Here is a 25881-nt window from a genome sequence, read left to right as displayed (position 1 = left end):
GAATTAATTCATTTTTAAAGTGCTTGTCTCTTCCTTATTTAATTTTAAAAGTGCTTTTTTTAGTAAGCTAATATTTTGATACATCTCATTTTCGTTAAGATGTCCAAAACCGATCCTCATTGCAGTAAAATGGATGTTTTGGTACAAAAGTGTTCTAGGTATAAATAGACCATAATGAGCAGATTGTCTTTTTAATTGCATTAAATTAACGCTCTTTTTAAAGGTAATCCAAAAAGCTAAGCCACCTGTTGGTTTTTGAAATTGTATCCATTCCTCAAGTTCTTTTTCAAGTAATGATGCCATAAGGTCTCTTCGTTCTTTGTAAATTTTAATAGATCTTTTTAGATGCCTTTGAATAGCTCCTTCTTCAATGAGTTCCCCTAAGGCTTGTTCCATAAGGACATCTCCCTGACGATCAATAATTCCAAGGAATTTTTTCATTTCTCTAATTAGATTTTCAGGAGCGATGATAAATCCAGTTCTAAAACCAGGGGCCAATGATTTTCCGAAGGAACCTAAGTAAATAACCATCCCACTTTTATCTATGGTACTCAGGGGTAATAATGGGTTGTTTTCGTAATGGAAATCATAATCATGGTTGTCTTCAATAATGATAAAACGATACTCTTGCGCTAAATGAAGAAGCTGCATTCTTCTGGCAGCACTTAAATTAGAAGTCGTTGGATATTGGTTTTGTGGAATGGTGTATACCATTCGAATGGGATATTTTTCACATAATCTTTCCAATTCATCGATTTTCATTCCTTGCTCATCTACAGGAATTGTCAGGATATTTTTGGTGTTTTTATGGAAGACCATATTAGCGGCAAAGTATCCAGGATTTGGAACAACAACGTAGTGATCCGGTTCAATGATTATTTCTGAAATAATAAAAAGACTCATTTCAATACTCCTTGTGATAAGCATGTTATCAATGGAAATATTTAAACCTCTACTGGTATTGAGATAGGTGCATAGATTCTGTTTAAAGTATTGACTTCCTTCCTGAGAGTAATAATTCATTTTTCTTCGATTACTTGTCCTTTTCATGTTGGCACTATACAAACGTGATAAATCGTTGATTTGAGTAAGTCTAATGTCAGGTGTGCCGTCCGTAAATATAAATTCACAACTAGTGCTTTCATATACGCTCTCTAATAAAACCGATGTTTTGAAATGGAATCCAGTATGGCTTGGATAATGCTGGGTGGTACTATGTTCTAAATTTATTTGGGGTAGAACGGTTGCAATAAACGCTCCTTTGTTGGCTTTTATTTCAATCCAACCTTGAGTGTATAATTCTTCATAGGCCGCTGTAACCGTATTTCGATGGGTTCCAATTTGGGATGCCAATGTTCTCGCACCCGGGATTTTCTGTCCAGGTATTAATATTCCCTGTTGTATTGCTTTTTCAATATGATTGGCAATTTGAATATAGATCGCTATGGAAGAATTTCTGTCTATTTCAATTATACTACTTACCAAAGAATTAACCGGACTATCTTTCATGTTTAAACTGGCACCTTTTTCAGTCCGGAAAGATACTAGTTTTGCTTCATATATTAATAATGTTAAGATAGTATGCTACTTAGTGTCTATTTGTTGTCAAAAAAATAGCACTTATTATTTTTTATGATACACTGGCCTAAGTGATAAATACAATGTTTAATTGAAAATTTTTGAATTGTGCAAAATATTATAACCAGTATTGTTTCTAACGATACATTACATGCAAAATGGTTAAACACCCTTTCCTATTTAGAAAATGTAGGAGCAAGAAAAATAGCTGCCTGCCAAAATCCTTATATGGTAGATTTAACAATGTTAAAACATGCTGCAGAGGAACATCGTCACGCGTATTATTTAAAAAAACAGCTGCATAAATTGAATACCAAGACTTGTGAGTATTATGATTCTAAGGATCTTTTTGCGCCCATACTGTCTAAACAATATCTTCAGAAACTCGATTTAGCCAGTAGTCATTATTTAAAGGAAATTATAGGTGTACAGAGTACAGAATTAAGATTCCTCTCCTACTTGTTTGTTACCTATGCTATTGAATTGAGAGCTGATGTTTTATATCCTATGTATCAAGAAGTGCTCAGTAGATTGAAATCAAAGGTAATGGTAAAGTCTATCATCATTGAAGAAGAAGGACATTTGGAAGAAATGATTCATATGCTCTCAAAATTTGACAATGATTGGCAACGACATATTTCTCCATTATTAAAATTGGAAGAGGAGTTATTTAGTGATTGGTTTAAGGAAGTTTCAAAAGAAGTAGTAGCGCATGAAAGTTTTGCAAGAGGTATGGCGGACTAAACTAAATGAAAGAAAAAAGTCTTATACGTTTAGACGGTTGAAGGCAGAATCTACCAACATTGATTTTTATTCAAATGATTATTTGGGAATTGCTAAATCTCCACGATTTGAAGCCAGGCTATTAAACGAATTAGCTCAATGGCCTCAAACCGTTACTGGGTCAACCGGGTCACGATTAATCAGTGGGAATACATCACAAACCGAAGATATAGAATCGTTTATAGCCTTAAAACATCAAGTGGAGGCAGCCCTTCTTTTTTCTTCGGGATATACGGCTAATTTGGCATTATTTTCTTGTCTATTAACACGAAATGATACCTATATAATTGATGAATTCGTTCATAGGTCTATAGTTGATGGGTGTCAACTATCTCAAGCAACCAAATGGAAATTCAGACATAATGATTTGCAACATTTAGAACAACTACTATCTAGGACCAAAGGAAATGTTATTGTAGTAGTTGAGTCTCTTTATTCTGTTGATGGCGATTTTGCACCTCTTGGGGAGCTGGTGAACTTAACCCAACGCTTCAATGCTGAATTAATAGTAGATGAGTCACATTCCATTGGTGTATTTGGGAATGGGATACTGGCTCAAAAACGGCTTTATAATCAAGTATTAGCCTATACAATTTCCTATGGAAAGGCTATGGGAGTCCATGGTGGGGTAGTTCTAGGTAGTTCAATTTTAAAGACTTATTTAATCAATTTTGCCTCACCATTCATTTTTGCAACGGCGCCTCCTTTAGGGCAGGTAATTGCCATAAAAGCGGCCTATTGCTACTTGGAAAACCATCCAGAGTTAATGCTGAAATTACACCAAAACATTCAATTCTTTCGGAGTTTCAACATCCATGCATTGTCTGAGGATGGAAGTCCTATACAACTAATTCAAATACCCTGCCCAGAAAGTGTATTGGCTTTAACATCTACTTTGGCCAAAAAAGGCATTACTGTTTATCCTCTTTTTTCACCTACAGTGCCTAAAGGCAAGGAAAGAATAAGGGTATGCTTGCATTCATTCAATTTACAAGAAGAAATTACACTGCTTTGCAATACTGTTAAAAATTATGAATACATCACATAGCTATTTTATTACCGGAATAGGGACGGAGGTAGGGAAGACGGTTGTCGCTTGTCTTTTTACCCAACTTTTAAAGGCGGCTTATTGGAAACCGATTCAATCAGGAGATTTGGATAATTCGGATAGTCAACAAATACAAAACCTAGCAGAGCAAGTATCTGAAATCATTCCAGAAAGATATCGATTAAGTGTACCGGCCTCTCCACATGAATCTGCTGAAAAGGATAATGTAAAAATCAAATTAGAAGAATTTGTAGTCCCTAACACCAAGCATTCACTTATTGTTGAAGGTGCAGGAGGGTTGTTTGTGCCGATAAATGAAGAGCATTTTATAATAGATATCATTGAAAAAGTACAATTACCAATAATCCTAGTTGTAAGGGATTACTTAGGTTGTATCAATCACACAATGCTATCGATTAAAGCTTTGGAAAATAAAGGGATTCCAGTACATATTTTAGTGTTTAATGGGGAGTTTAATCCAGCTACCAAAGCTATAATTGAAAAGCATTTACCTGCAAATACGCAAATAATTCAAATACCCACACTAAAGGAAGTAAATAGAATTACAATCACAACAATTGCCAAAGAATTATCTACTCAACTAAAATTAAATTAAAGAAAAGGAAATGGAGAAAGAACAATTAGTAAGACATGATTGGACGAAAGAAGAATTGCTAGCTATATATAATCAACCCCTTATGGGATTAGTATATAGAGCTGCTAGTGTTCATAGATTATGGCATCATCCTGAGGAAGTACAAGTTGCGACTTTACTTTCTGTAAAAACAGGTGGTTGCCCTGAGGATTGCTCTTATTGTGGACAAGCAGCTCGTTACCACACGGACATTAAGGTACAAGCGCTCTTACCAACAGATACGGTTTTAGCGCATGCTCGAAAGGCGAAGGAAAATGGTGCATCACGTTTTTGTATGGCTGCAGCCTGGAGAGAGGTACGAGATAACCGAGATTTCGATCGGATTATTGATATGGTAAAGGGAGTAAATGAATTAGGTCTTGAGGTTTGTTGTACCCTCGGCATGCTTACCGAAAATCAAGCTAAACGATTACAAGAGGCTGGACTTTATGCATATAATCATAATCTTGACACCTCGGCCGACTACTATAATGAGGTCATTTCAACACGTAAGTTTGATAATCGAATTAATACGATTGATAACGTTCGAAAAGCAGGCCTCACTGTATGTTCTGGGGGGATTATAGGACTAGGAGAAACTGTTGATGATCGTATTTCTATGTTGTTAACATTGGCCACCATGGAAAAGCATCCAGAATCAGTTCCAATAAATGCACTGGCAAGAGTTAAAGGAACTCCGCTTGAAAATAACCCTAAAGTGGAGATATGGGAAATGGTTCGAATGATTGCTACCGCTCGAATAGCAATGCCTGCCTCTATGGTTCGGCTAAGTTCAGGAAGAATTGAAATGTCTGAAGTTGAGCAAGCTTGGTGTTTTATGGCCGGTGCTAACTCAATTTTTGCAGGCGAACTACAGACTCTATTGGTTACTCCCAACCCTGGATTGAATGATGATATTCAAATGCTACATACCTTAGGACTAAGGCCCATGTCTAAAGAATAAACAAGTAAGGATGAAAACACTAAAAGAACGAAACAAACAAGTTAATTGGCATCCCTATACCCAAATGAAATCGGTAGATATAATTCCTATTGTTTCAGGGAATGGGAGTTATCTGTATAGTGAAGACGGCACTGCTTATATCGATGCTGTATCATCCTGGTGGGTTACCTTACACGGTCATTCACATCCATATATTGCTAGTAAGGTCACAGACCAACTCAATACGTTAGAACAGGTTATTTTTGCAGGATTTACACACCCTAAAGCAATTGAACTTTCTGAAAGGTTACTGGCTTTACTGCCTAGAAATCAGCAAAAAGTATTTTATTCTGATAATGGCTCGACTGCAGTTGAGGTAGCCCTAAAAATGTGTATTCAATACCATGTTAATCTGCAACAGCCTAGAAATAAAATCATAGCATTTAAAAATGCCTATCATGGAGATACTTTTGGTGCAATGTCTGTTAGTGAGCGAAATTTTTGGACTTCTCCTTTTCATGATAGGTTATTTGAAGTTGTTTTTATAGATACACCAACTCAGGAAAACCTACCAACCTTATTTGAAACAATTGATGCCTATGTTGAGGATGTTGTGTGTTTTATCTATGAACCTTTGGTACAGGGCGCGGCCGGGATGTTAATGCATGAGGCTGCTCATTTAAGTGAACTGTTAAACTATTGTCAGTCAAAAGGTATTTTACTCATTCAAGATGAAATATTTGTAGGTTTTGGACGAACTGGAACTTTATTTGCTGCTGATCAATTGACCTGTAATCCGGATGTGATGTGTTTTTCCAAGGGGTTAACTGGAGGAACAATGCCTATGGGAATAACAACTGCCACCAGTGCTATTTATGAAGCATTTTATGCAGATGAGAAAACAAAAGCTTTTTTTCACGGACATTCGTTTACAGCCAATCCATTGGCATGTAGTGCAGCTCTGGCAAGTTTAGACTTATTACTTGAACCAGAGACCATGAAAAAAATAAACCTCATTAGTGAAATGCATCAAGTCTTTTCAAAAAAGATCCCGAAAGAAAAGGCCCTGGTAAGACATTGCGGAACTATACTAGCCATAGAACTGAAATTTGATGAAAAAAGCTCTTATTTCAATTCAAAACAACCTTTCCTTTATGACTTTTTCTTGAAAAGAAATATTATAATGAGACCACTTGGAAATATTATTTATTTGGTTCCTCCTTATTGCATAAGTGAAAGTGACCTCGAGGTAATATATGATTCAATTCTTGAATTAGTAGAGTCTAACTAGAATGGTGAATACTAAAGATTGATTAGGTTGATTCGCTACACAAAATCCTACTCCTTAGTCATTCGTTTTTTTATCATATTGAAATGGATTATACGGTAGGGAGGTACCCTTTAGCTGGAGGACTACGATGCCATGTGCAGGCACCTCTCTAGTAAGATGTGTGTTTGTGGATTTAGGGAAATCTTCTTTAGTCCATAAGTCCCTTAGCGTAAATCCTTCGGTTGCATCTATTCCAATTGAATCAAGGTTGAATGTAATGGATTGAGTGGAGGCGCTTCTGTTTAAAAAAGCAACAGCAATTTCTCCACTCATGGTGGATACAAGTGGTTTTGCCCAAATTTCGGTATCTCCAAAATCTACCATTCTGCGAGCTTGATACACGAATGGACTTTGATTTAGGGCTATAATTTCTTCATTAGTTATAATACCTAAGGTGACTTCATCCAATTGGGTAAGGTCGTTACCTAACAGAAGAGGAGAATGCATCATACTCCACATTGAAAAATGAGTTTTGTCCTCTTCATAAGTCATTCCGCGACCTACTTGAAGCATATCCATATCATTATACCTACCTGGGGAACAGTATTTCCATAAATCTGCATTAAGATCTATGATATGAAGTATAGAATTAAAATCGTTACTAATATCCCCTGAAATTCGCCAAGAATCTGCTATTTGAGTAACCCATTTACCTGGAAACTTCCAGCGACAAACATTGTATATAGCTGTTGGCTTTAATTGCTTTATCAAGTTTCCAATGCGGGTATAACTAGTTTCTTCATCCAGTCCTAACCATTCACCTCCACACCAATCAACTTTGATGAATTCATATCCCCAATCATTTAAGAAAAGTTTCAAATCGTCATATTCATGGCCGTATAATCCCATACCAACACCAATGGTGTCTTTATCCCAGTATGATGCACAGGTATTAATTCCTGCATCTGTGTAAATACCTGGTTTTAGTCCCTTAGATTTAATATAGCTAGCCAACGATTTCATGCCATTTGGAAAACGTTCCTTGTGGTGCAGTAATTGTCCATTTTGATCTCTGCCTCCAAAGAATCCATCATCTATATTGACATAGGTGTAACCTGCCTTTGCTAGCCCCTTTTCTGTTATGGCATTGGTTTGTGCCTTTATTATATCTTCAGTGATATTAATTCTATAATGATTCCAGCTTGCCCACCCCATAATAGGAGGATTAAATGTAATAGCGGGAGCTTCTTTATTTTCAGAATTTACGACAGGATTAGAAGTAGTTGCACAGGCAGTTAAAAATAAACTAAGTAAAAAAATACGTGTAAAATTTGGTAGCATGGTGTTTCAGTAAGTTATTATGTATAACATAACGAAGATACTAAAACGAACTTAAAATGCCATGTGAAGTCTTTATAGAATTACAGGAACTATATAGTAGAATCCATCTTAAAAATTTAAATTTTTAAGGAGTACTTTGATTACCTATTAATTACTGTAAAAATGACTAACCTGCTGCCTTGGCTTTTTTGTTTTCTGCTAGTATGTTAATGATCACACCAACGATAATGAGAATAACCCCTGTGAGCAGACTTAAGGTAAGCTCTTCGTGAAATAACATCACACTAATACCAACAGCAATTACAGGTTCTAGTGCTCCCATTATTGAGGTAGGAGTTGATCCAATAAGCTTTATAGCGTAGATAAGTGATGAAATTGACAAAACAGTTGTAATAAAGGCAAATAATGTAAAGTCAAATAAGAGTTTTATATCTGGTATAGCCAAGGTTTCACCGATGAAAATTGTTTTTCCAAGGTAGTACATGGATGAAAAAAATAGTGAGTAAAAAGTGATTTTCACTCCTGATAAAGGCATTCTTGAGGTGTTAATTATTACCATGTATAGTGCATAACATACAGCACTCATTAGTGTTATAAATAGTCCAGTAAAATTTATATTAAAAGTAGTTCCTTGAATACTTAAAGCTACAACGCCCAGCATTGTTATTGCTAGTGATACAACTGTTAAAAGGTTCATGCGCTCTTTGAAAAACACAAGCATTATTAAGGCAACAATAACTGGGTAAACAAATAATAGCGTGGAGGCAATACCTGGTGTAAGATAATCATATCCTAAAAACAAAAATTCGGATGAAAGTGCATATAAGAGACCAAGAATAATCATGATGAACCATTCTTTCATTCTCATACCTAATCCTTCCTTTTTATAAAGGAGATAGGCAAGGATAAATAATGAGGAAATAAAAAAGCGATAAAATAGTGTTGTATCCAACGAAAATTTTGCTGCCTTAACTGGCAAAATAAACAACGGAATCAAACCGTATGAAAATGCTGAAACAGCTGCGAGCAAATAGCCTTTCTTTTTCATGTTTATAGTTACTAAAGTACATGGGAATCTTCTACTATGCAGTTAAAAAGAATAATGAGCCACATAGCTTATATTGGGGCACAAAGTAACAACAAATGTTGTGATGATACAATGGGACAAGCTCACAAAATATTGCTAAATCTTACATGGTATTACAATGCCTTTTCCATGATGTAATCTTCCATTAAAAAGCCATTTCCAATAGGGATATTTTCTTCACCAACGATTTTGAAATCCAAATGTTTATAAAATTGAATAGCCCTGTTATCACGATTTACATTTAAGGTAAGGGATGACTGTTTTTTTTGCTTCGCTATTTTTAGAACTTCATCAATAAGTAGTTTACCAATACCTTTACCCTGGGTATTCGGTAATACATAAATTTTATGAATTTTAGTGTTTCCGGGTGTATATTCAAGTTGATAAGAAATATAGCCAACGGAATTTTCCATTTCTTTGGCAAGAAGGAATACATGATTTTTTTCTTGCATTTGTTCCGTTAAGGCTTGTGGCGAATACATCATTTCAAGCATATAGTCAATTTGTGATTCCGAAAGAATGTTTTGAAAAGTAATTGGCCATGTGCGTTTTGCAATCTCTTGTATTACCGGTATGTCAGTAAGTTGGGCATTAATTATGGTTATCATACAAATAGTCTTAAGCTATGTAAAGGTAAAAGTTAATTGTATATTCAACTTAAGAAAATTAAACTATGAAAATCTCAATTGACGTATTATTCGAGGATGATTAATTTATTTAGAGGAATTTTTTGCCATTTAGCAATTTCGTGTTTAGAAATAGCATATCTACCTTGTTCAATTTCGTTATACACCTTGACAAAGTCATGTTCTAAGTTTAGAATTTCTTCTTCTACTACCTCTGTTTGAGGAATAAAATTAAATTGGTTGGCTCCAATACCTATGTGAAAAGACATCACATAAAAATCAATATTGTCTTTCACTTTTTTTATAAATTCATCTTTCATTTGATGACTGTATCCTATTTTTTCTGCCTCTTTCCAAAGAGCTTCATATAGGGTCCAAAACTCAGAGTGTACATAAATATGTTGTCTTCGAAAAGGTGATTTATTTGTATCGGATGATTTCATAGTGTACTCAGTAACCATATTCATGGGAACTAGCCATTGGTTGGCTTTTTTAAGTTTTTACTGCAAATTAAAGGATATTAATTTTCTGTTTAATACGGATTTCCTCATGATTACGTAGAAAGGGAGGAAAATATAAATAGAATAAATTAACTATTTTATCTTGCTATTAGGTCAGATAAAATAATCCATTGGCATAATCGAATCTAGGCAATTCATTTAGGTTATAGTTGTTAGGTTGGGTGGTACAAAAATAGGTAAAGAATGTTTTTTTTAACAGTTTGTTTGTGAATTTTTCATGTAAGGTGGCGGATTGTTTTAATACATGTAGGGTAAGTGGTTTAAAAACAATATAATAAAAAAACCATTGGATAATTAAAATATCCAATGGTTAACTAACTCAGTTATGAAATGAAAATAAACTGAAGGATTTATTTAAAATCTTGTATTCCTTTAAGTAGCCAATTGTAATACGTTGAAATTTCAGGTGTATAGGCAATTGGTTGATGAATGATTTTTTCATTTAGGTCGAGAAGTACATATAAGGGTTGAGCATTCGCCTTATAATTGCTAATTTGAAAGTCACTCCATTTTTGTCCAATAGTCTTAATTTGTTTTCCAGTAGCTCTCGACACATATTGCTCATCAATAGGTAATTCTCGCTTATCATCAACATACAATGATATAAGAACTACACTTTCATTTAGGAGTTTGAGTACTTTAGGGTCGGCCCAAACTTTTTCCTCCATCTTACGACAGTTCACACAAGCATATCCAGTAAAATCCAATAGAATTGGTTTCTTTATTTTTTTTGCATAAGCTAGCCCTTCATCATAGTTTTTAAATGTTACTAATTGATGAGTTCCATAAACTGCACCTTCTGGAAGCCAAGAAGATGTGTTATGATTCATAGATAATGGGCCAATACCTTGGGGAGATTCACTATAATTCGCTGGTGGAGGGAATCCACTGATTAATTTGATGGGAGCCCCCCATAATCCTGGAATTAAATACATGGTGAAACTAAGTACCAAAGTTGCCAATAAGGCTCTCCCAGTCCCGATACCTAAGGAAGGAGCCTCATTTGAGAATTTTAGAATTCCAAAAAGATATAAGGTTAAGGCTAAAAATATCCCAATCCATAAAGCAAGGAATAGCTCTCTTTCCAATAAATGTAGTTGCAGTACCATATCTGCATTGGATAAAAATTTAAGGGCTAGAGCTAATTCTAAAAATCCTAGGGTGATTTTTACAGATTGCATCCATCCGCCTGATTTAGGTAAGGATTGTAACCATCCGGGGAATATTGCAAATAATGAGAAGGGTAGCGCAATGGCCAAAGAAAATCCCAGCATGCCAATTATAGGTGCGGTGCCTCCTTTGCTAGCTGCTTCGACCAATAAAGTGCCTACGATAGGGCCTGTACAAGAGAATGAGACTATAGCTAAGGCCAAAGCCATTCCTAAAATTCCAATAATTCCTTTTTTTTGTGATTGTCGATCAGCTGCATTTGACCAACGTTGTGGTAATCTAATTTCAAAGGCCCCTAAAAATGAAATGGCAAATAGGATGAGGATGCTGAAGAAAATAAGATTGAACCATACATTGGTAGATAATGCGTTAAGTGCATCCGCTCCAAAAATACTAGTAACTATGGTCCCAAGAAGTACATATAATAAAATGATGGATACGCCATAGGCCACGGCATTTTGTATTCCTTTAGCCTTGGTTTTACTTTGTTTAGTGAAGAAACTAACCGTTAACGGTATCATAGGGAAAACACAAGGGGTAAGTAGTGCAGCAAATCCAGAAAGGAATGAAATAAAAAATAAACTCCAAACACCTCTATCCTTTTTTGGAATGGAAGTATTGGTGACGTTTTTAGTTTCATCATTACTTGAGGAAATAGTAAAGGTTTTCGAAGTGTTTGAATTTTTTAAATTGTTTGGAAAGGAAAAATGGAGATTTTCTTGGGTAGGAGGCAGGCAATTTTGATCATTACATACCATAAAAGAAATGGTAGCGGGAATGTCAAAGGATGATAAGGAAGTACGGATTATTTGAGAGAAACTTACCTTGTTTTTGAAGGAGGTAATATTCATTTGAAAAATAGGATCCCAATGTGAATCTATTTCAGGCTGGGTTGTATTTCCTTCTAATGTTATCCCGTTTGGCAGTTCAAATTGTATTTCAGTAGCAAGAGGTCCTCCTTTTGGTACTTGAAGTCCATAAATTTTCCATTCGGGTTCTAAGGTTGCCGTAATGGAAAGTAAATATGTTTCATGATCCTTTTTTTCTATAGAAGTTTTCCATGAAACTGGATCGTATATCTGGGCTTGGGATAGCAAGCTTATACTAAATACAATTATTAAGAGCAGATTGCGCAGCATAGCGTTTTTGGTTTGATGTAGTCCATAGGATAGCAGGGCTACTAGAATTTAGTAGCCATAGCTATCCATTGGTTGGAGGAGTTAGTTATTTTCAGACATGAGTTTAAGAAGTAGACGATCTAATTCAAAACCTCTAAGGGATTCTGCAGTAGCAATTATTTTTCCTTGATTATCAATAAGGAAACTTGCAGGGATTCCATCAATAGCGTAATTATCAACAGGGTCGCTTTTGAAAGCTGCGTGATCAACTACGTTTATCCATGGTGGTGTATCTTCGTCCATTGCTTTAATCCAACGTTCTCTTGAATCGTCAATTGAAAGAGCATATATTTCAAAGCCTTTATCCTTATAGGTTTCATAGGCTTTTTTAAGGTGTGGGATTTCTCCTCGACATGGTCCACACCATGAAGCCCAAAATTCGAGCATTGTATAGGTATTCTTCTTTACGATATCAGAAAGTAGAATGGTATCTCCTTCCTTATTAAATGCCGTTACCTCTTTAAAAGGTTTACCAGGCATCACAGTTTTTCTTTTTTCCTCTATTGCAATGTTTTCCTCAAGACCATTTATTAGTTGGATAAGCATGGGATAGTCTCCAATTTCTTCTCGGTATTGATTAAGCATTTTCAACCGTTGTTCAACATTGAAACGTTTCCAATCATAATTTTCACTTAGTACAATAACCTTGGCCAAGGTGTTTTCACTATTTTCAATGATGTCTTTTTGATACTCATTTATTACATTCCGTAAATTTCTGAATTTGACTTCTACCTTCGAGCGTGCCAATTTTGTAGCTTCCTCGTCCATGAAATCAAGCCCTGTAAACTCTTTTTTGCTAGTATCTTTATAATCCTTTTCTACTTTAAGATATAGACTATCCTGCTGATACCCATATACAAGACTATGCATGGAACCATTAGGGGCTTTAAGATGACCATTCTTGGCTACTAGTAATTCAGCATCTATATTTTCAAGAATAAATGGAGTCCTAAAATGTTCACCAATTGCTAAATAAACCTTTTCAGGTGTTGTAACCCCACCTTCCATTTTAAATTGATTATTTAGAATTTCTACCTTCTGAAGTGTATCTCCTTGTGAATTTATTAGATAGGCTTTATTTGCAGTAGGAGTATCTTCTATGGTCCCCTTTAAACTATAGGTTGTTTGCGGGGTTGTGCAACCAGTAATTAATAATATGAGGGTAAAATATATATATAAATTTTTCATGACAATTTGTTTAGTATCCTGGATTAGGAGTCATTTTGTTATTAGCTGTTAGTACTTGTAGAGGTATTGGAAATATAAACTGGTTTACATTTTTCAGACTGGATTTTTCTGAAAATGCGGATATATTTCCTAATGAATGATATCGAATTAAATCAAACCAGCCTTCTCCGTTTTCAAAGAAAAGTTCTAATAGTTTTTCTTTGCGTATTCCATTTAATAATGTTTCCTTGTCAGTAATTTCCAAATCGTTAAGTGAAACTCTTCTGCGAACTTCATTTAAGCTTTCCAGCGCTAATGGAATATCTCCATTTTGTTTTCTTGTTTCAGCTTCAGCATAAATCAAATAAACTTCAGCCATTCTCATAAAAAACTGTGTGTTTCTGGGGGAGTTTGCACTATAAGGTGAAAAAGGGAATTTTCCATTTTGATTACTTCCTTTGGTGGCTTGGGCATATGCAAAGCTAAATCTTGGGTCATACCCTGTACCATTTCCGCTTAGGTCACCATCACCATCTACGGATTCATCCGCTATTTGTTGTAGCATTGGACTAAATGTAGTTCTACTTACCTGGTCCATGGCAGTTCCTCCTTCTGGCGGTGAGTTATGGTAGAGTGCAAACAACACTTCTTCAGATTGATAGGTATCTTGAAAAATGGATTCATAGTTTGGTGTCAGTGAATAACCTTCATTGTTTTGGATGACATTTAAGGCATGGTTTGCCGATTCTTCAAAACGTTTTGCATATAACAAAGCCTTTGAAAGTAATGCCTCTGAAGTAACCCGACCACCATAATAATGTGCTACATATTGAGGTCCATGATTTGTTGCGAAATTTAAATCATTAATTATAAAATCATATACCTCTGCAACCGTATTACGTTCTTTAGCAACTACGTCTCTAGAAAAGGCATCTTGAATAACGATACCCAGAGGAGAAGAAAGATCATAAAATTGACCGAAAAATGTTAATAATCTGAAATGTGCCAAGGCTCTATTGAATTTTGCCTCAGATAGAAGTTCATTTTTTCTTGTATCAGAAATACCTTCTGCCTTATTATTTTCTAACGCTTCAATCAGAAAATTTGATTGATTAATTACTTTGTAATGAATGTTATAAATGGAAGCCAAATAAGGGTTGTCTACAGGAACTTCATTCACGTTCATTCCTGTTTGTCCGCTAATACCTCCGGTTATTACTCCTTCAATTCCAATAGCTGCAAGATGTAGGTTGAAGAAACCTGTATCGAAACTACGCCATTGTTTGTAAATTCCGTTAAGTACGTTTTCAGCGGAAGATTCATCTCGAACCGTATTATCATCTGTTAATTGATAGTAGGGTTTTATGTCATCAATGTTACATGCAGCTAGTACAACACATACTGCAAGAACTAGGAAGGTTTTATATCTTTTGAATTGTATCATATCCGTAATGTTTAAAATTGAACTTGTAACCCAAGAGAAATTGTCTTTGCAAGTGGATAAGGATCTTCGTTGCGAGCGCGATCCGTTATGGTACCTCTTTCAGAATAGATTTCGGGATCTAATCCTGGCCAACGAGTCCAAGTTATTAGGTTACTCGCATTTAAAGAAAAAGAGACTGCCTGAAGGCCATACTTTTTCAATAAATCTTTAGAAAGCTGGTAACGTAGTTGAATGTTTTTTAACCTTAGATATGAACTTTCAAAAACGTATCTATCAGAAAGTCTTCCATTTTGAGATGGATCTGAGTACAATGCTATAGCATAGTGAGCATCAGGGTTTTCAGGTGTCCAAGTGTTTAAACCATAGTGAGTGGTTTTATTTAATCCTAAAGAATTGTAACTTCCCATTAGAGGAGCATTCCATACGCTTTCAGCACCAATGCTATATTGGAAATAGGTACTCAGTTCGATGTTTTTGTAGGTTAATGTTTGAGAAAAACCTCCAAAGTAATCGGGTTCAATAGATCCAATTATCGTTCTGTCATCAATGGTAATTCTGCCATCTCCATTAAGGTCATTAAATAAATAGTCTCCAGGACCTAATGAAGCTGCACTATAAACACCTGTAGGAGATGCAGCATTTAGAGCATCTGCTTCTTCTTGAGTTTGAATAATTTTCTCAACCTGATACCCTTTAATTGTACCGACAGGTTTTCCTTCAATATAATAATCAAGGTTGTATTGGTTAATATTTGCACCATTTAGTTTCTCCAAAATGTTTCTGTTTAAAGCCCAATTGGCATTAATATCCCATTTGAAGTTAGAAGATTTTACTACTGTTCCTCCTAATGAAACTTCAATCCCTTTATTAGAGATATCCATAAGGTTTGAGATGTAGTTAGAAGGCCCAAGTTCAAGAGGAATTGGTGTAGGAGCCAGTGCACCAGTTGTTATTCTACGATATACATCCACATTCCCAAATAAGCGACTGTTCAGCATTGCGAAATCGATTCCAAAATTTATTTCTTGCGTATCTTCCCATTGGATGTGTTTATTTGGAAGCGTATTAGATGCAATTACACCTTTGTTCCCTGCATAAATATCTGATGAGGTCGAATTAAAGAATTGTAAAAAAGCAAAGTTGGTAATATTCACGGATCCTACTTTTCCAATACTTGCTCGTAACTTCAGAGAATTGATGGACTTCGATTCTTTTAGGAAGGATTCTTCAGCTGCATTCCAGCTTACAGATAAAGATGGGAAATACCCTCTTCTATTACCTGGTCCAAATTTTGAACTTTTATCACTTCTAAAACTTAAAGTGGCCATGTACTTGTTTTGGTAATTATAACCCAATCTGGAAAATAAGGAGTTAATGCCACTTTCCGAGCGATTATTTCCATAAGAACTTATACGTTCACTAGAGCCTGAATTGACAAGTATTTCATCATCAGGAAAACCAACATAGAAATGATATTTATTTGCCATTCTACTGCGTTCCCATGAGGTACCGGCTAATAAGGAAAATTTATGGTCAGCCCAATTAAATGTATAATCTGCAGTTAGACTACTGGTTAGATTAGTACTTCTACCATCCGATTCATCCAAATAGGAATCATTCGGCACTCCAAAATCGGTCATTGTCTTTCCTGGAATAAACAATGAATTACTTGAATTAAAAATGGCGGTACTAAATGAACTACGTAATTTTAAACGTTCAATGGGTGTTATTTCTATGTATGAATTTCCGATAAAATTGTAACTAAGACCTCTTCCTTTATTTTGCATTTTCACTAAAGGGTTTGGCTCAAAGGTTGGAAATCCATATTGATAATCTGGCAAGGAGGTAAGTTGTCCATTTTCATCACGTACTGGGAAATCTGGTCGAGCGTTTATAAAGGCTTCATTGAAACCTACAAAAGTAAGTGAGCTCGAGTCTCCATATTGGCTGTCCGTATGTCCAAAATTTAAGGATGAACCTACTTTAATACTTTTGGATAACTCTGTATCCATTGATATGCGTATATTGTATTGTTTGAACCCTTCATTTGGAGTCATTCCTTCTTGATCCATAGCCCCAAGGCTAAATGAATAATTGGTGTTTTCATTACCTCCAAAGTAGCTGAAATTAGCTTGTTGACTTAGGGCCATTTGTTTATATACCTCTTTGTTCCAATTAACATCAGCATCACCAAATGCTTCCGGTAATAAACCATTATAAGTGTATTCAAAAGTGTTCCAATCTATATCTATTTGTCCCATATTCATGAGATCGTAATCAAAGTAGAATGGCACTCTTCCATTATTCAAACCTTCCACTGAATTTCGTAATAGTTGGTCGTAAAAGGATTTAAATTGTGTTGAATTTAAGGTCTCTATGGTATTTATTGGACTAGAAAAAGTGGTGTTATATGAGAATTGTAAGGTAGGCTTTTGATTCTTTTTCCCTTTTTTCGTACTTACCAATACAACCCCATTGGCTCCTCTAGAACCATAAATAGCAGTAGCCGCCGCATCTTTTAGAATGTCTATGCTTTCAATGTCTGCAGGATTTAGGGCTAATAATGGATTCGTAGCGGCATCAGCACTGTTAGTTAGAGCGTCTATGTTAAAGGCTACCCCATCAATTACGAATAAGGGTTGGTTAAGACTTCCGGATAATGGCGAGGTAAGCCCTCGAATATTGATGCGTATGGGTGCTCCTGGACGTCCTGAATTTTGAGATACCTGAACTCCCTTGGCTAGTCCTCCAAGCGCTCTGTCAAATCCTGCTATTCCGGTTGATAACTGTGCTAATTCTTTTTGTTTAACAGATTCTACGGCACCAGTTACTTCTTCCCTTTTTTGACTTCCATAACCAATAAGGACTACCTCACCAAGTTGGGAAACAGATTCTTGTAATACGAAGTCAATTGTAAATCGATTATTAATAGAAGTTTCTTGCGAAATAAAACCTAAACTGGATACACTGATAAGGGCAAACGGATCATCAACATCGAGTTGATAAAAGCCATCAATATCTGTTGCGGTTCCTTTATTTTTACCCACTAATTGAATGGTTACTCCGACTAGCGGGGTTCCGAAACTATCTGTGACCTTACCACTTATTCGATGCTGATAGCGATCTGTGGTCTTTTCTGTTTTGCTTGATTTTAATACAATTTGTGTGTCATGAATCCGATATTCAATTTCAGAGTCTTTGAATAGTTTTTCTAAGAGAAAGGAAACGGTCCTGTTACGCATATTGATGGATACATTTCTACTTAAGTCGATACTTCCAACATGGTAAACAAAGCGGTATTCAGATTGTGATTCTATGTATTCAATTACTTGTCCAACAGTTGCTTTTTCCAAATGAATGCTCATTTTGGTGTGTTGGGAATAGCTGCTATTGGCATAAGTTCCTAATAAGGTGGCTAAAGAAAGGAGGAGAGTAAATCTCATTTTTAGGTCAAATTTGAACAAAGGAGGTGCTGAACTCCTTTTTTTAAAGAGTTTTTTCATACTTTTAAACTGTTTAATGGTGGTTAATTCTACTAAGGATCTAATCGCTGTGATGCCGGGAAATGTGGACGCATTTTCCGGTTTTTTATGCGATAGAATTTGGTTTTAACATAGGCTTTGTGTGTTTTAGATTAGTTAATAGTAATTTGATGACCGTCAACGGTATATTTTAATTGATAACTTTCAGCCAGATAACTTAAGACCTCTTCAATTGATGCATTTTTAAAGCGCGCGCTGAAATATTCATTATTTAAATGTTCTTTATGGTTTATTATAGTCACGTTATAATGACGTTCAAGGCGTTTTATAATAGTTCCAAATGCAGTGTTTTTGAATATTAGTTCATTTTCCTTCCAGGCAGTGTATAATCTCGTATCTACTTTGGTTATTTCTAAAGCTTGTTGTGAGTTACTATGGGAGGCTTTATCACCTGGATTTAATATGTTGCTTTTCTTTAAGTGATTATCAGGAAGTGAAACCGCAACCTTTCCTGATACTAAAACAACCTCTTTATTTGTCTCTAAAGGGTACGATGAAACATTAAATTCGGTACCGAGTACGGCCACATCCATGGTCGATGTATGGACAACAAAGGGTCTTTTTGAATCGTGTGTAACTTCAAAATAGGCTTCACCGTCTAAAAATAGTTCCCGATTTCCAGAGGTATTAAATGTTGTTGGATAGGTAAGTGTAGTTCCTGCATTTAAATATACCTGAGATCCATCTGAAAGAATTAATTTAAATTGCTTTCCATATGGGATTTTTAGCGTTTGAGAAGTGGGATACTCCTTAGAATCTTCCTTTTGTAATGCTAACTGTTCGTTTGAAAGGCTTCCTATTTTTTTTCCATTTTTGAAAAGAGAGGTTTCATTTGTTGGATTAGAAAGTATTTCTTGGGATCCATCCTCAAATATTAAAACAATATCATCTAGTTTTGGTGCAACATTCAGTGGAATGGAGGGTGTTGATTGATTAAAATACATACTTCCCAACCCTATTAGAAAGATTAAAGATGCAGCTATATTCAGCCATGTTGAGAAATACCATGGTGTAGGTTTTTCTTTAGATTCAATTTCTTTTATAATGTCCGAATAGATACGTTTATCATCAAGATCCTCAGTAGCCAAAAGAATCTGATAGTTTAATTTATAGTATTCAACTAATTTTTGTTCTTTTTTAGAAGAATGAATAATTCGATCCTGTACCTTTTTTTTAGTAGAAAATTCTTTGTCAGATAGGTATGCTATTAGTTTCTTTTTCACAGAAAATAGAGATGTTTACTAGTAATACGTATATTTTTAGATAAACCCTTAAGTGAAAAGTGAATTTTTTACATTTTTTGCAGTTACTTTGCCAAAGTACCTTTTTTTAGTACAGTTAATGAAAGTATCCATTCAAATAAAAGCGTTGCAGGAAGGAGATCAACAAGCCTTTAAGGCTCTCTTTGATCAATTTTACAGACAATTGTATGCTTACCTACTAAGTCTTTCCAAAGATACGGTACTTTCTGAAGAATTGTTGCAACAAACTTTTATACAGTTATGGGAGCAGCGACTAGTTTTAGATTCAACTAAAAATATTAAGGGGTATCTTTTTGCTATTGCACGTTCAAGATTTATTGATCATGTAAGAAAACAACAAATTGTTTTAAGTTCACTTGATGAGTTTCAATTGGATTCCTTGGATGCCATTGTGGAAGAAGTAAATGAATCTATTGAAGAGCGAATTCAATTATTACAAGAGTTAATAGATAAGCTTCCTGAAAAGTGTCGAGAAATTCTTTTAATGAATAAGCGAGATGGATATTCCTATAAAAAAATTGCAGAAGAGCTCGATATTTCGGTTAAAACTGTAGAATCTCAAATGAGAATAGCTTTTACTAAAATAAGGGAAGGCTTTAAAAACGATACATTTCTTTTTGTACTATTAGAGTCGTCAAATTCGTTTGTATACTTTGAAAAATACTCAATTAAAAGAGAGTACGTATGACATCAAAATTGAAGTGATATTTTTTACTTTCGTAACTCCAAATCATTTGTGCCTTCTTTAGTAATAAAAGTCGTTGGATTTGTGGTCATTACTAAGTGTATAGAGAAATGAATGTTAGATGGATGGAAAAAATAAATACACTAGGATTTCAATGAGGTATTTTAAATTTCACTGTCTATTCAACCAATTCTCAGACCATCAACTAAAAAGATTTGTTACTTAGTATACTACCTATACTGTAGAATAAGATATAAAAAACCCGTAGCTAGGTTCTTGAGATCTTTAGTAATAGAAAGACACTAACTACGGAGTTATATAAGGGTACTTTATCCTATTTTTTGCGCATCATCATACGTAGGAGGTCCATTTTAGATTTAATGTCATTGAGACAAAGATTACCGATACTTCCTATATGGGTATGTTTAATAGTTCGTTTGGGAACAAAGCTTCCATTTTCAATGGCTTCTCCCATTTGTTTATAAGCATCTCTAAAGGGAACACCACTTAGAACTAAATCATTAAGTGTATCCACACTAAATAGGTAGTCATATTTTGTGTCTTCCAGAATATGTTCTTTTATAATGATATTTTTAAGGGAGAATGTAGTCATCTCGATACATGCTTTTAACTCTTGAATTGCAGGAACAATAATCTCTTTAGTAAGTTGTAATTCCCTGTGATAACCACTAGGTAAATTAGTGGTTAAAAGAGCTAGTTGATTAGGTACTCCTTGTATTTTATTACATTTTCCCCTTATAAGCTCAAATACATCAGGATTCTTCTTGTGAGGCATTATACTACTACCCGTAGTCAACTCGTTGGGAAATGTGATAAAATCAAAGTTTTGGCTCATGTATAGACAGATATCCATGGCGAGTTTACCAAGGGTTGCGGCCACAGAACTTAGCGCGATTGCCGTGCTTTTTTCTGCTTTTCCACGACTCATTTGAGCGGCCACTACATTATATTTTAAGGTGGAAAATCCTAGCGCTTCAGTGGTATAAGCACGGTCTATTGGAAAAGAACTACCATATCCAGCGGCACTACCTAGAGGATTTTGATCCGTTATGTAATGTGCCGCATTTACAAAGTATAAATCATCAATTAAACTCTCCGCATAGGCCGAAAACCATAACCCAAAGGATGAAGGCATCGCTATTTGAAGATGAGTATATCCGGGTAATAGACTAGCCTTATACCTATCTGCTAACGATAATAAGAGGTCAAAAAGAACTTGAATTTCTTCTGAAATCTCAGCTAATTCATTTTTTAAATAGAGGTGCATTGCGACCAATACTTGGTCATTACGAGATCGTGCTGCATGAATCTTTTTTCCCGTATCTCCTAATTTTTCAGTGAGCAGGTATTCAATTTTTGAGTGTACATCCTCAAAATTATCTTCGATGGTAAAGTTGCCTTCTTCAATTTGTTTGCCAATGTCATTAAGCCCTTCTTCTAAAGCAATAGCCTCTTCAGAGGTAATCAAGCCTACTTTACCAAGCATTTGAGCATGGGCAATTGATGCCTTTACATCATAGGGTGCAATAACTAGATCTAGTTCTCTATCTGAGCCTACTGTAAATTGATCTATTTTAGCATCGGTACTAAATCCTTTTTCCCAGAGTTTCATAATTTTTTTAGTTTTTAGAGGTACATAAAAGTACACGTTCTAATAATTCGATATAGAGGTTGATTCCTTCATAAATTTCTTCTACATAGATGTATTCATCAGCTGAATGCGAGCGTGTGGAATCTCCAGGGCCCATTTTAAGCGAATGACAGCTTAAAGCGGCTTGATCTGAAAGAGTAGGAGAACCGTATGTAGTTCGGCCCATAGCCAGGCCTGCTTGTACCAATGGATGATTCTCAGGAATAGAAGATGAGTTTAGACGTAGGGAACGGGCCTTTAGTTGGCAAGGTGCTTGTTCTTCCAAGATTTGAGCAATTTCATGATTGGTATAGCAATCATTTACACGAACATCAACTACTAAATTAACTTCAGCAGGCACAACATTATGCTGACTTCCGGCATGTATTTGAGTAACGGTAAGTTTAACAGCACCAAGAACCTCTGATACCTTAGGGAAGCTAAAATTTCGAAACCAATCTAAAACTTCAATACATTTATAAATACAATTATCGTCATTAGGATGGGCAGCATGACTTGGTGTGCCACTTATCTTAGCATCAAAAACAACGAGGCCTTTTTCTGCTATGGCTAATTGCATTTGAGTGGGCTCTCCTACAATGGCAACAGCTAAAGGGGGTAGTTCAGCTAAAACAGAATTTAAGCCATTTGGCCCCGAACTCTCTTCCTCAGCAGAAGCCACCATAACAAGGTTATAAGCTAAATCCTCTTTGTCAAAAAAATAAGTAAATGTTGCTAATAATGCCACAAGACACCCTCCAGCATCATTACTCCCTAATCCAAATAATTTCCCATCTTCTATGTGAGGTAAAAAAGGATCTTTTGTATAGGCTGAGTTGGGTTTTACAGTGTCATGATGAGAATTTAGCAGTATATAAGGTTTAGAAGGATCTTCATGTTTATTGAAAGCCCATACATTATTTTTACTGCGTTTAAAAGGAATTGAATGTTGCAAAAACCATTGCTCAATTAGCAGAGCTGTTTGTTCTTCCTCAGAAGAAAAGGATGGCGTTGCAATTAAATTTTGTAACAGAGTAAGCGCTTTTTTATGGAGTTGGTGATTATCCATTAGGTTAGGGTTAAAAGTGTGTATAAATTGTTTTTATGAGTTATCATCTGTTCATCACCAATAGAAACGGTATCCACACCACGCTCTAGTGCATGAAAGCAATTATGTAGTTTAGGAATCATGCCATCGGCAACAATTCCTGCTTCCAATAATTGATTGTAGGTATTTTTAGTAATGTGAGTAATCACAGATTCAGGGTTGTTTACATCTTGAAGGACACCAGGTTTGTCAAAACAATAATACAATTGTACTGCATGCGTTTCACTAAGAGCAATAGCAATTTCAGAAGCAATAGTATCCGCATTTGTATTTAATAATTGCCCATTAGCGTCATGTGTTAAAGCGCAGAACACGGGAGTTATTCCATTATCTAACAGCATGTTTATAAAAGAAATATTAACGGAAGTTATATCTCCAACAAATCCGTAATCAATTGGTAAGCTCGGACGTTTTACAGCCGTTATACTGTTTCCATCGGCGCCAGATAATCCCAGAGCATTACATGCCTCTGCTTGAAGTTTACTAACAATTGTTTTATTAGCCCATCCGGCATAAGCCATTGTGATTATGTTTAGCGTATCATTATCAGTTATACGACGGCCTTCAACCATTTGAGTTGGAATATCTAATTGTTGAGCCAGTTGGGTAGCTAGTTTACCACCTCCATGAACTAGCACTTTTAATCCTTTTAAATTAGCAAAAGCTTGTACCAAAGTGTTTAGTCGTTTTGGATCTTCAATCAGACCTCCTCCAATTTTTAGTATAGAAACAGCAGGTTTCATTTAATGATGATTAAAGGTTTTCTAAAATATTTTTTAAAACTGCTTGAGCTGCCCAGGTACGGTTATTTGCTTGTTGAATAACAATGGATTGAGGACCATCCAAAATTGCATCTTCCACAATTACATTACGACGTACTGGAAGACAGTGCATGAATTTTGCCATGCCTAATTTTTCTGATGTCATCATCCATTGAGGATCTGTTGAACAAATTTGACCGTATTGATTATAACTACTCCAATTTTTTACATAAACAAAGTCTGCATCCTTTAGGGCGTCATTTTGGTTGTAATTAATTGGGACATTTCGTGTTATTAAAGGATTCAGTTCGTATCCTTCAGGGTGGGTAATAACGAAATCTACATCCATTCGCTGCATCATCTTTACAAATGAATTAGGCACGGCATGAGGAAGGGCACGAGGATGAGGTGCCCATGAAAGTACTACTTTAGGACGCCGAATGGTTTGAAACTCCGTAATGGTAATGGCATCAGCTAAGGCTTGTAAGGGGTGAGCTGTGGCACTTTCCATATTTACAATTGGAACAGTAGCAAACTTTTGAAAGCTCTTTATAATTTGCTCTGCTTCATCTTTTTCTTTATCCGATAAGGAGGGAAATGCTCGTAGGGCAATAATGTCAACATATTGAGAAATCACAGCTGCAGCTTCCTTAATATGTTCTGCTGTATTACCATTCATTATACTTCCATCTTCAAATTCTAATTGCCATCCATCATTGTTTAGGTTCATCACCATGGTGTTCATACCTAAATTTTGAGCTGCCTTTTGTGTACTAAGGCGTGTACGAAGACTTGAATTAAAGAAAAGCATTCCCAGGGTACGATGCTTTCCCAATGCTTCATATGCATAGGGTAGATTTTTAAGTGTAAGTGCTTCTTGAATAAGAGCCGGAACTGATACAATATCATCTATATCTAAATAGTGTTTCATAGGGCTATGTATTTTTTAGAATATCCTTCAAGGCTTGAATGAAGGTGTCCACATGTGATTTTTGTAATGTTAAAGGAGGCAGAATTCGAATCAACTTTTTATTATTGGCACTACCAGTAAATATGTGGTAATCAAAGATAAGTCTTTTGCGTAATTCAGCTATTTCAAATGGGAACTCTAACCCAAGCATGAGTCCACGTCCTTTGATGGCTGTTAGCTGTGGTAGCTCTGCTGCTTGCTCTCTAAAGTAGCTAGAAATTTCATTCACCTGATCTATAAGGGCCTCTTTTTCCATTATTTCCAATACAGCAATTCCAGCTGCGCAAGCAAGGTGATTTCCTCCAAAGGTAGTCCCCAACATGCCATGTTTGGCTTTAATAGAAGGGTGAATAAGAATACCTCCAATTGGAAATCCATTTCCCATTCCTTTTGCTATGCTAATTATATCTGGAGTTATGGTATGTTGTTGAAAGGCAAAAAATGAACCACTACGTCCATAGCCAGATTGGACTTCATCTGCAATAAGTAATGCACCATGACTTTTACATAAGGCTTCCAATTGTTGTAAGAATTCTGATGTAGGTTCATCCAGTCCACCTACTCCTTGAATAGGTTCGATAATAATGGCACATACAGGGAAATTTGACAACACTTCTTCCACTGATTTATGGTCATTTAGAGGGAGAATATGCACCTTGTGCTGAGCATTAAGTGGTGCATTTATTCCTGGATTGTCAGTAGCTGCAACGGCAGCCGAGGTTCTTCCATGAAAGCCATTAGTAAAGGCAATCACATCCGTTTTTCCAGTTACAAAAGACGCAAGTTTCAATGCATTTTCATTGGCTTCTGCACCCGAATTACATAAAAATAGTTGATAGTCATCACAACCAGATAGGGCCCCTAGTTTGTTGGCTAATTCTTGTTGTAATGGGTTTTGAATTGCATTGGAATAAAAAGCCAGTTGACTTAATTGCTCACTAACTTTTGTTACATAATGAGGATGGGAGTGTCCTACGGAAATTACTGCATGACCTCCATATAGGTCAAGGTACTGGGTCCCGGCATCATCATATACATAAACATCTTGTCCTTTTACAGGAGTTATAGGATATAATGGATAAACGTCAAATAATTTCATTGTGAATTGTTTT

The 25881-nt window shown here is 35.6% G+C and carries 21 protein-coding genes; 6 read left to right on the top strand and 15 right to left on the bottom strand.

What is annotated here, in order from left to right:
* Positions 1 to 3: 3 nt before the first annotated feature.
* Complete coding sequence (locus PT603_RS05445; protein WP_008241187.1) at positions 4 to 1509, bottom strand: aminotransferase-like domain-containing protein; 1506 nt, start codon at positions 1507 to 1509, stop codon at positions 4 to 6.
* A gap of 177 nt (positions 1510 to 1686) precedes the next feature.
* Here PT603_RS05445 and PT603_RS05440 point away from each other — a divergent pair, with 177 nt between their 5' ends.
* The 5 genes from PT603_RS05440 to bioA are packed head-to-tail and all read left to right on the top strand — an operon-like array spanning position 1687 to position 6277.
* Positions 1687 to 2322 carry a hypothetical protein gene (locus tag PT603_RS05440; RefSeq protein ID WP_008241186.1) on the top strand — a complete coding sequence of 212 codons (636 nt, stop codon included), beginning with the start codon at positions 1687 to 1689 and terminating at the stop codon, positions 2320 to 2322.
* Entirely contained in the window at positions 2291 to 3409 is a 1119-nt protein-coding gene (locus PT603_RS05435) for an aminotransferase class I/II-fold pyridoxal phosphate-dependent enzyme (RefSeq protein ID WP_008241185.1), read from the top strand. Before PT603_RS05440 ends, PT603_RS05435 begins: the two co-directional genes overlap by 32 nt.
* Positions 3393 to 4025 (top strand): dethiobiotin synthase, encoded by a 633-nt coding sequence (gene bioD / locus PT603_RS05430; RefSeq protein ID WP_008241184.1) that lies wholly within the window; start codon positions 3393 to 3395, stop codon positions 4023 to 4025. The genes PT603_RS05435 and bioD overlap by 17 nt, the downstream gene beginning before the upstream one ends.
* Before the next feature lie 10 nt (positions 4026 to 4035).
* Positions 4036 to 5007, top strand: a complete 972-nt coding sequence (bioB, locus tag PT603_RS05425; protein ID WP_008241182.1) for a biotin synthase BioB — start codon at positions 4036 to 4038, stop codon at positions 5005 to 5007.
* A gap of 10 nt (positions 5008 to 5017) precedes the next feature.
* Positions 5018 to 6277, top strand: a complete 1260-nt coding sequence (gene bioA, locus PT603_RS05420; RefSeq protein WP_008241181.1) for an adenosylmethionine--8-amino-7-oxononanoate transaminase — start codon at positions 5018 to 5020, stop codon at positions 6275 to 6277.
* 54 nt (positions 6278 to 6331) lie between these two features.
* Here the strand turns inward: bioA and PT603_RS05415 are convergent, their stop codons facing one another.
* The 9 genes from PT603_RS05415 to PT603_RS05375 all read right to left on the bottom strand — a co-directional run bounded on the left by PT603_RS05415 (position 6332) and on the right by PT603_RS05375 (position 19555).
* Complete coding sequence (locus PT603_RS05415; protein ID WP_008241180.1) at positions 6332 to 7597, bottom strand: glycoside hydrolase family 27 protein; 1266 nt, start codon at positions 7595 to 7597, stop codon at positions 6332 to 6334.
* A gap of 166 nt (positions 7598 to 7763) precedes the next feature.
* Positions 7764 to 8645, bottom strand: a complete 882-nt coding sequence (locus tag PT603_RS05410) for a DMT family transporter (RefSeq protein WP_008241179.1) — start codon at positions 8643 to 8645, stop codon at positions 7764 to 7766.
* Between the two features lie 152 nt (positions 8646 to 8797).
* The gene (locus PT603_RS05405) at positions 8798 to 9292 is read right to left on the bottom strand and encodes a GNAT family N-acetyltransferase (protein WP_008241178.1); all 495 of its coding nucleotides are present in this window, start codon (positions 9290 to 9292) and stop codon (positions 8798 to 8800) included.
* An 86-nt stretch (positions 9293 to 9378) separates the two neighbouring features.
* Positions 9379 to 9753, bottom strand: coding sequence for a hypothetical protein (locus PT603_RS05400; RefSeq protein WP_162097734.1), 375 nt, complete (start codon positions 9751 to 9753; stop codon positions 9379 to 9381).
* A gap of 428 nt (positions 9754 to 10181) precedes the next feature.
* The gene (locus tag PT603_RS05395; protein WP_008241176.1) at positions 10182 to 12140 is read right to left on the bottom strand and encodes a protein-disulfide reductase DsbD family protein; all 1959 of its coding nucleotides are present in this window, start codon (positions 12138 to 12140) and stop codon (positions 10182 to 10184) included.
* An 81-nt stretch (positions 12141 to 12221) separates the two neighbouring features.
* A complete protein-coding gene (locus tag PT603_RS05390) occupies positions 12222 to 13367 on the bottom strand; it encodes a TlpA disulfide reductase family protein (protein ID WP_008241175.1) in 1146 nt (381 codons plus the stop codon).
* Positions 13368 to 13377: 10 nt separating this feature from the next.
* Positions 13378 to 14790, bottom strand: a complete 1413-nt coding sequence (locus PT603_RS05385) for a RagB/SusD family nutrient uptake outer membrane protein (RefSeq protein ID WP_008241173.1) — start codon at positions 14788 to 14790, stop codon at positions 13378 to 13380.
* An 11-nt stretch (positions 14791 to 14801) separates the two neighbouring features.
* Entirely contained in the window at positions 14802 to 18233 is a 3432-nt protein-coding gene (locus PT603_RS05380; protein ID WP_238531046.1) for a SusC/RagA family TonB-linked outer membrane protein, read from the bottom strand.
* A 191-nt stretch (positions 18234 to 18424) separates the two neighbouring features.
* Positions 18425 to 19555 (bottom strand): FecR family protein, encoded by a 1131-nt coding sequence (locus tag PT603_RS05375; RefSeq protein ID WP_008241171.1) that lies wholly within the window; start codon positions 19553 to 19555, stop codon positions 18425 to 18427.
* Between the two features lie 118 nt (positions 19556 to 19673).
* On the opposite strand from PT603_RS05375, the gene PT603_RS05370 reads away from it, so the two are divergent.
* The gene (locus PT603_RS05370; protein ID WP_155805691.1) at positions 19674 to 20282 is read left to right on the top strand and encodes an RNA polymerase sigma factor; all 609 of its coding nucleotides are present in this window, start codon (positions 19674 to 19676) and stop codon (positions 20280 to 20282) included.
* Between the two features lie 331 nt (positions 20283 to 20613).
* Here the strand turns inward: PT603_RS05370 and argH are convergent, their stop codons facing one another.
* The 5 genes from argH to PT603_RS05345 are packed head-to-tail and all read right to left on the bottom strand — an operon-like array spanning position 20614 to position 25868.
* Complete coding sequence (argH, locus tag PT603_RS05365) at positions 20614 to 21912, bottom strand: argininosuccinate lyase (RefSeq protein ID WP_008241169.1); 1299 nt, start codon at positions 21910 to 21912, stop codon at positions 20614 to 20616.
* A gap of 7 nt (positions 21913 to 21919) precedes the next feature.
* The gene (locus PT603_RS05360) at positions 21920 to 22999 is read right to left on the bottom strand and encodes a M20 family metallo-hydrolase (protein WP_008241167.1); all 1080 of its coding nucleotides are present in this window, start codon (positions 22997 to 22999) and stop codon (positions 21920 to 21922) included.
* Entirely contained in the window at positions 22999 to 23781 is a 783-nt protein-coding gene (gene argB / locus PT603_RS05355) for an acetylglutamate kinase (RefSeq protein WP_008241165.1), read from the bottom strand. The genes PT603_RS05360 and argB overlap by 1 nt, the downstream gene beginning before the upstream one ends.
* A gap of 10 nt (positions 23782 to 23791) precedes the next feature.
* Complete coding sequence (locus PT603_RS05350; RefSeq protein ID WP_008241162.1) at positions 23792 to 24730, bottom strand: N-acetylornithine carbamoyltransferase; 939 nt, start codon at positions 24728 to 24730, stop codon at positions 23792 to 23794.
* 4 nt (positions 24731 to 24734) lie between these two features.
* A complete protein-coding gene (locus PT603_RS05345) occupies positions 24735 to 25868 on the bottom strand; it encodes an aspartate aminotransferase family protein (RefSeq protein ID WP_008241160.1) in 1134 nt (377 codons plus the stop codon).
* Positions 25869 to 25881 lie beyond the last annotated feature (13 nt).

The sequence above is a fragment of the Imtechella halotolerans genome, assembly GCF_028743515.2.
GTDB lineage: Bacteria > Bacteroidota > Bacteroidia > Flavobacteriales > Flavobacteriaceae > Imtechella > Imtechella halotolerans.
This window is presented reverse-complemented; position numbering and strand designations above follow the sequence as displayed.

Bases quoted from the DNA above. Each gene is read 5' to 3' on its own strand.
- PT603_RS05445 (WP_008241187.1), bottom strand. From the start codon at position 1,509: ATGAAAGATAGTCCGGTTAATTCTTTGGTAAGTAGTATAATTGAAATA.
- PT603_RS05435 (WP_008241185.1), top strand. From the start codon at position 2,291: ATGAAAGTTTTGCAAGAGGTATGGCGGACTAAACTAAATGAAAGAAAA.
- bioD (WP_008241184.1), top strand. From the start codon at position 3,393: ATGAATACATCACATAGCTATTTTATTACCGGAATAGGGACGGAGGTA.
- bioB (WP_008241182.1), top strand. From the start codon at position 4,036: ATGGAGAAAGAACAATTAGTAAGACATGATTGGACGAAAGAAGAATTG.
- bioA (WP_008241181.1), top strand. From the start codon at position 5,018: ATGAAAACACTAAAAGAACGAAACAAACAAGTTAATTGGCATCCCTAT.
- PT603_RS05415 (WP_008241180.1), bottom strand. From the start codon at position 7,597: ATGCTACCAAATTTTACACGTATTTTTTTACTTAGTTTATTTTTAACT.
- PT603_RS05410 (WP_008241179.1), bottom strand. From the start codon at position 8,645: ATGAAAAAGAAAGGCTATTTGCTCGCAGCTGTTTCAGCATTTTCATAC.
- PT603_RS05405 (WP_008241178.1), bottom strand. From the start codon at position 9,292: ATGATAACCATAATTAATGCCCAACTTACTGACATACCGGTAATACAA.
- PT603_RS05400 (WP_162097734.1), bottom strand. From the start codon at position 9,753: ATGAAATCATCCGATACAAATAAATCACCTTTTCGAAGACAACATATT.
- PT603_RS05395 (WP_008241176.1), bottom strand. From the start codon at position 12,140: ATGCTGCGCAATCTGCTCTTAATAATTGTATTTAGTATAAGCTTGCTA.
- PT603_RS05390 (WP_008241175.1), bottom strand. From the start codon at position 13,367: ATGAAAAATTTATATATATATTTTACCCTCATATTATTAATTACTGGT.
- PT603_RS05385 (WP_008241173.1), bottom strand. From the start codon at position 14,790: ATGATACAATTCAAAAGATATAAAACCTTCCTAGTTCTTGCAGTATGT.
- PT603_RS05380 (WP_238531046.1), bottom strand. From the start codon at position 18,233: ATGAGATTTACTCTCCTCCTTTCTTTAGCCACCTTATTAGGAACTTAT.
- PT603_RS05370 (WP_155805691.1), top strand. From the start codon at position 19,674: ATGAAAGTATCCATTCAAATAAAAGCGTTGCAGGAAGGAGATCAACAA.
- argH (WP_008241169.1), bottom strand. From the start codon at position 21,912: ATGAAACTCTGGGAAAAAGGATTTAGTACCGATGCTAAAATAGATCAA.
- PT603_RS05360 (WP_008241167.1), bottom strand. From the start codon at position 22,999: ATGGATAATCACCAACTCCATAAAAAAGCGCTTACTCTGTTACAAAAT.
- argB (WP_008241165.1), bottom strand. From the start codon at position 23,781: ATGAAACCTGCTGTTTCTATACTAAAAATTGGAGGAGGTCTGATTGAA.
- PT603_RS05350 (WP_008241162.1), bottom strand. From the start codon at position 24,730: ATGAAACACTATTTAGATATAGATGATATTGTATCAGTTCCGGCTCTT.
- PT603_RS05345 (WP_008241160.1), bottom strand. From the start codon at position 25,868: ATGAAATTATTTGACGTTTATCCATTATATCCTATAACTCCTGTAAAA.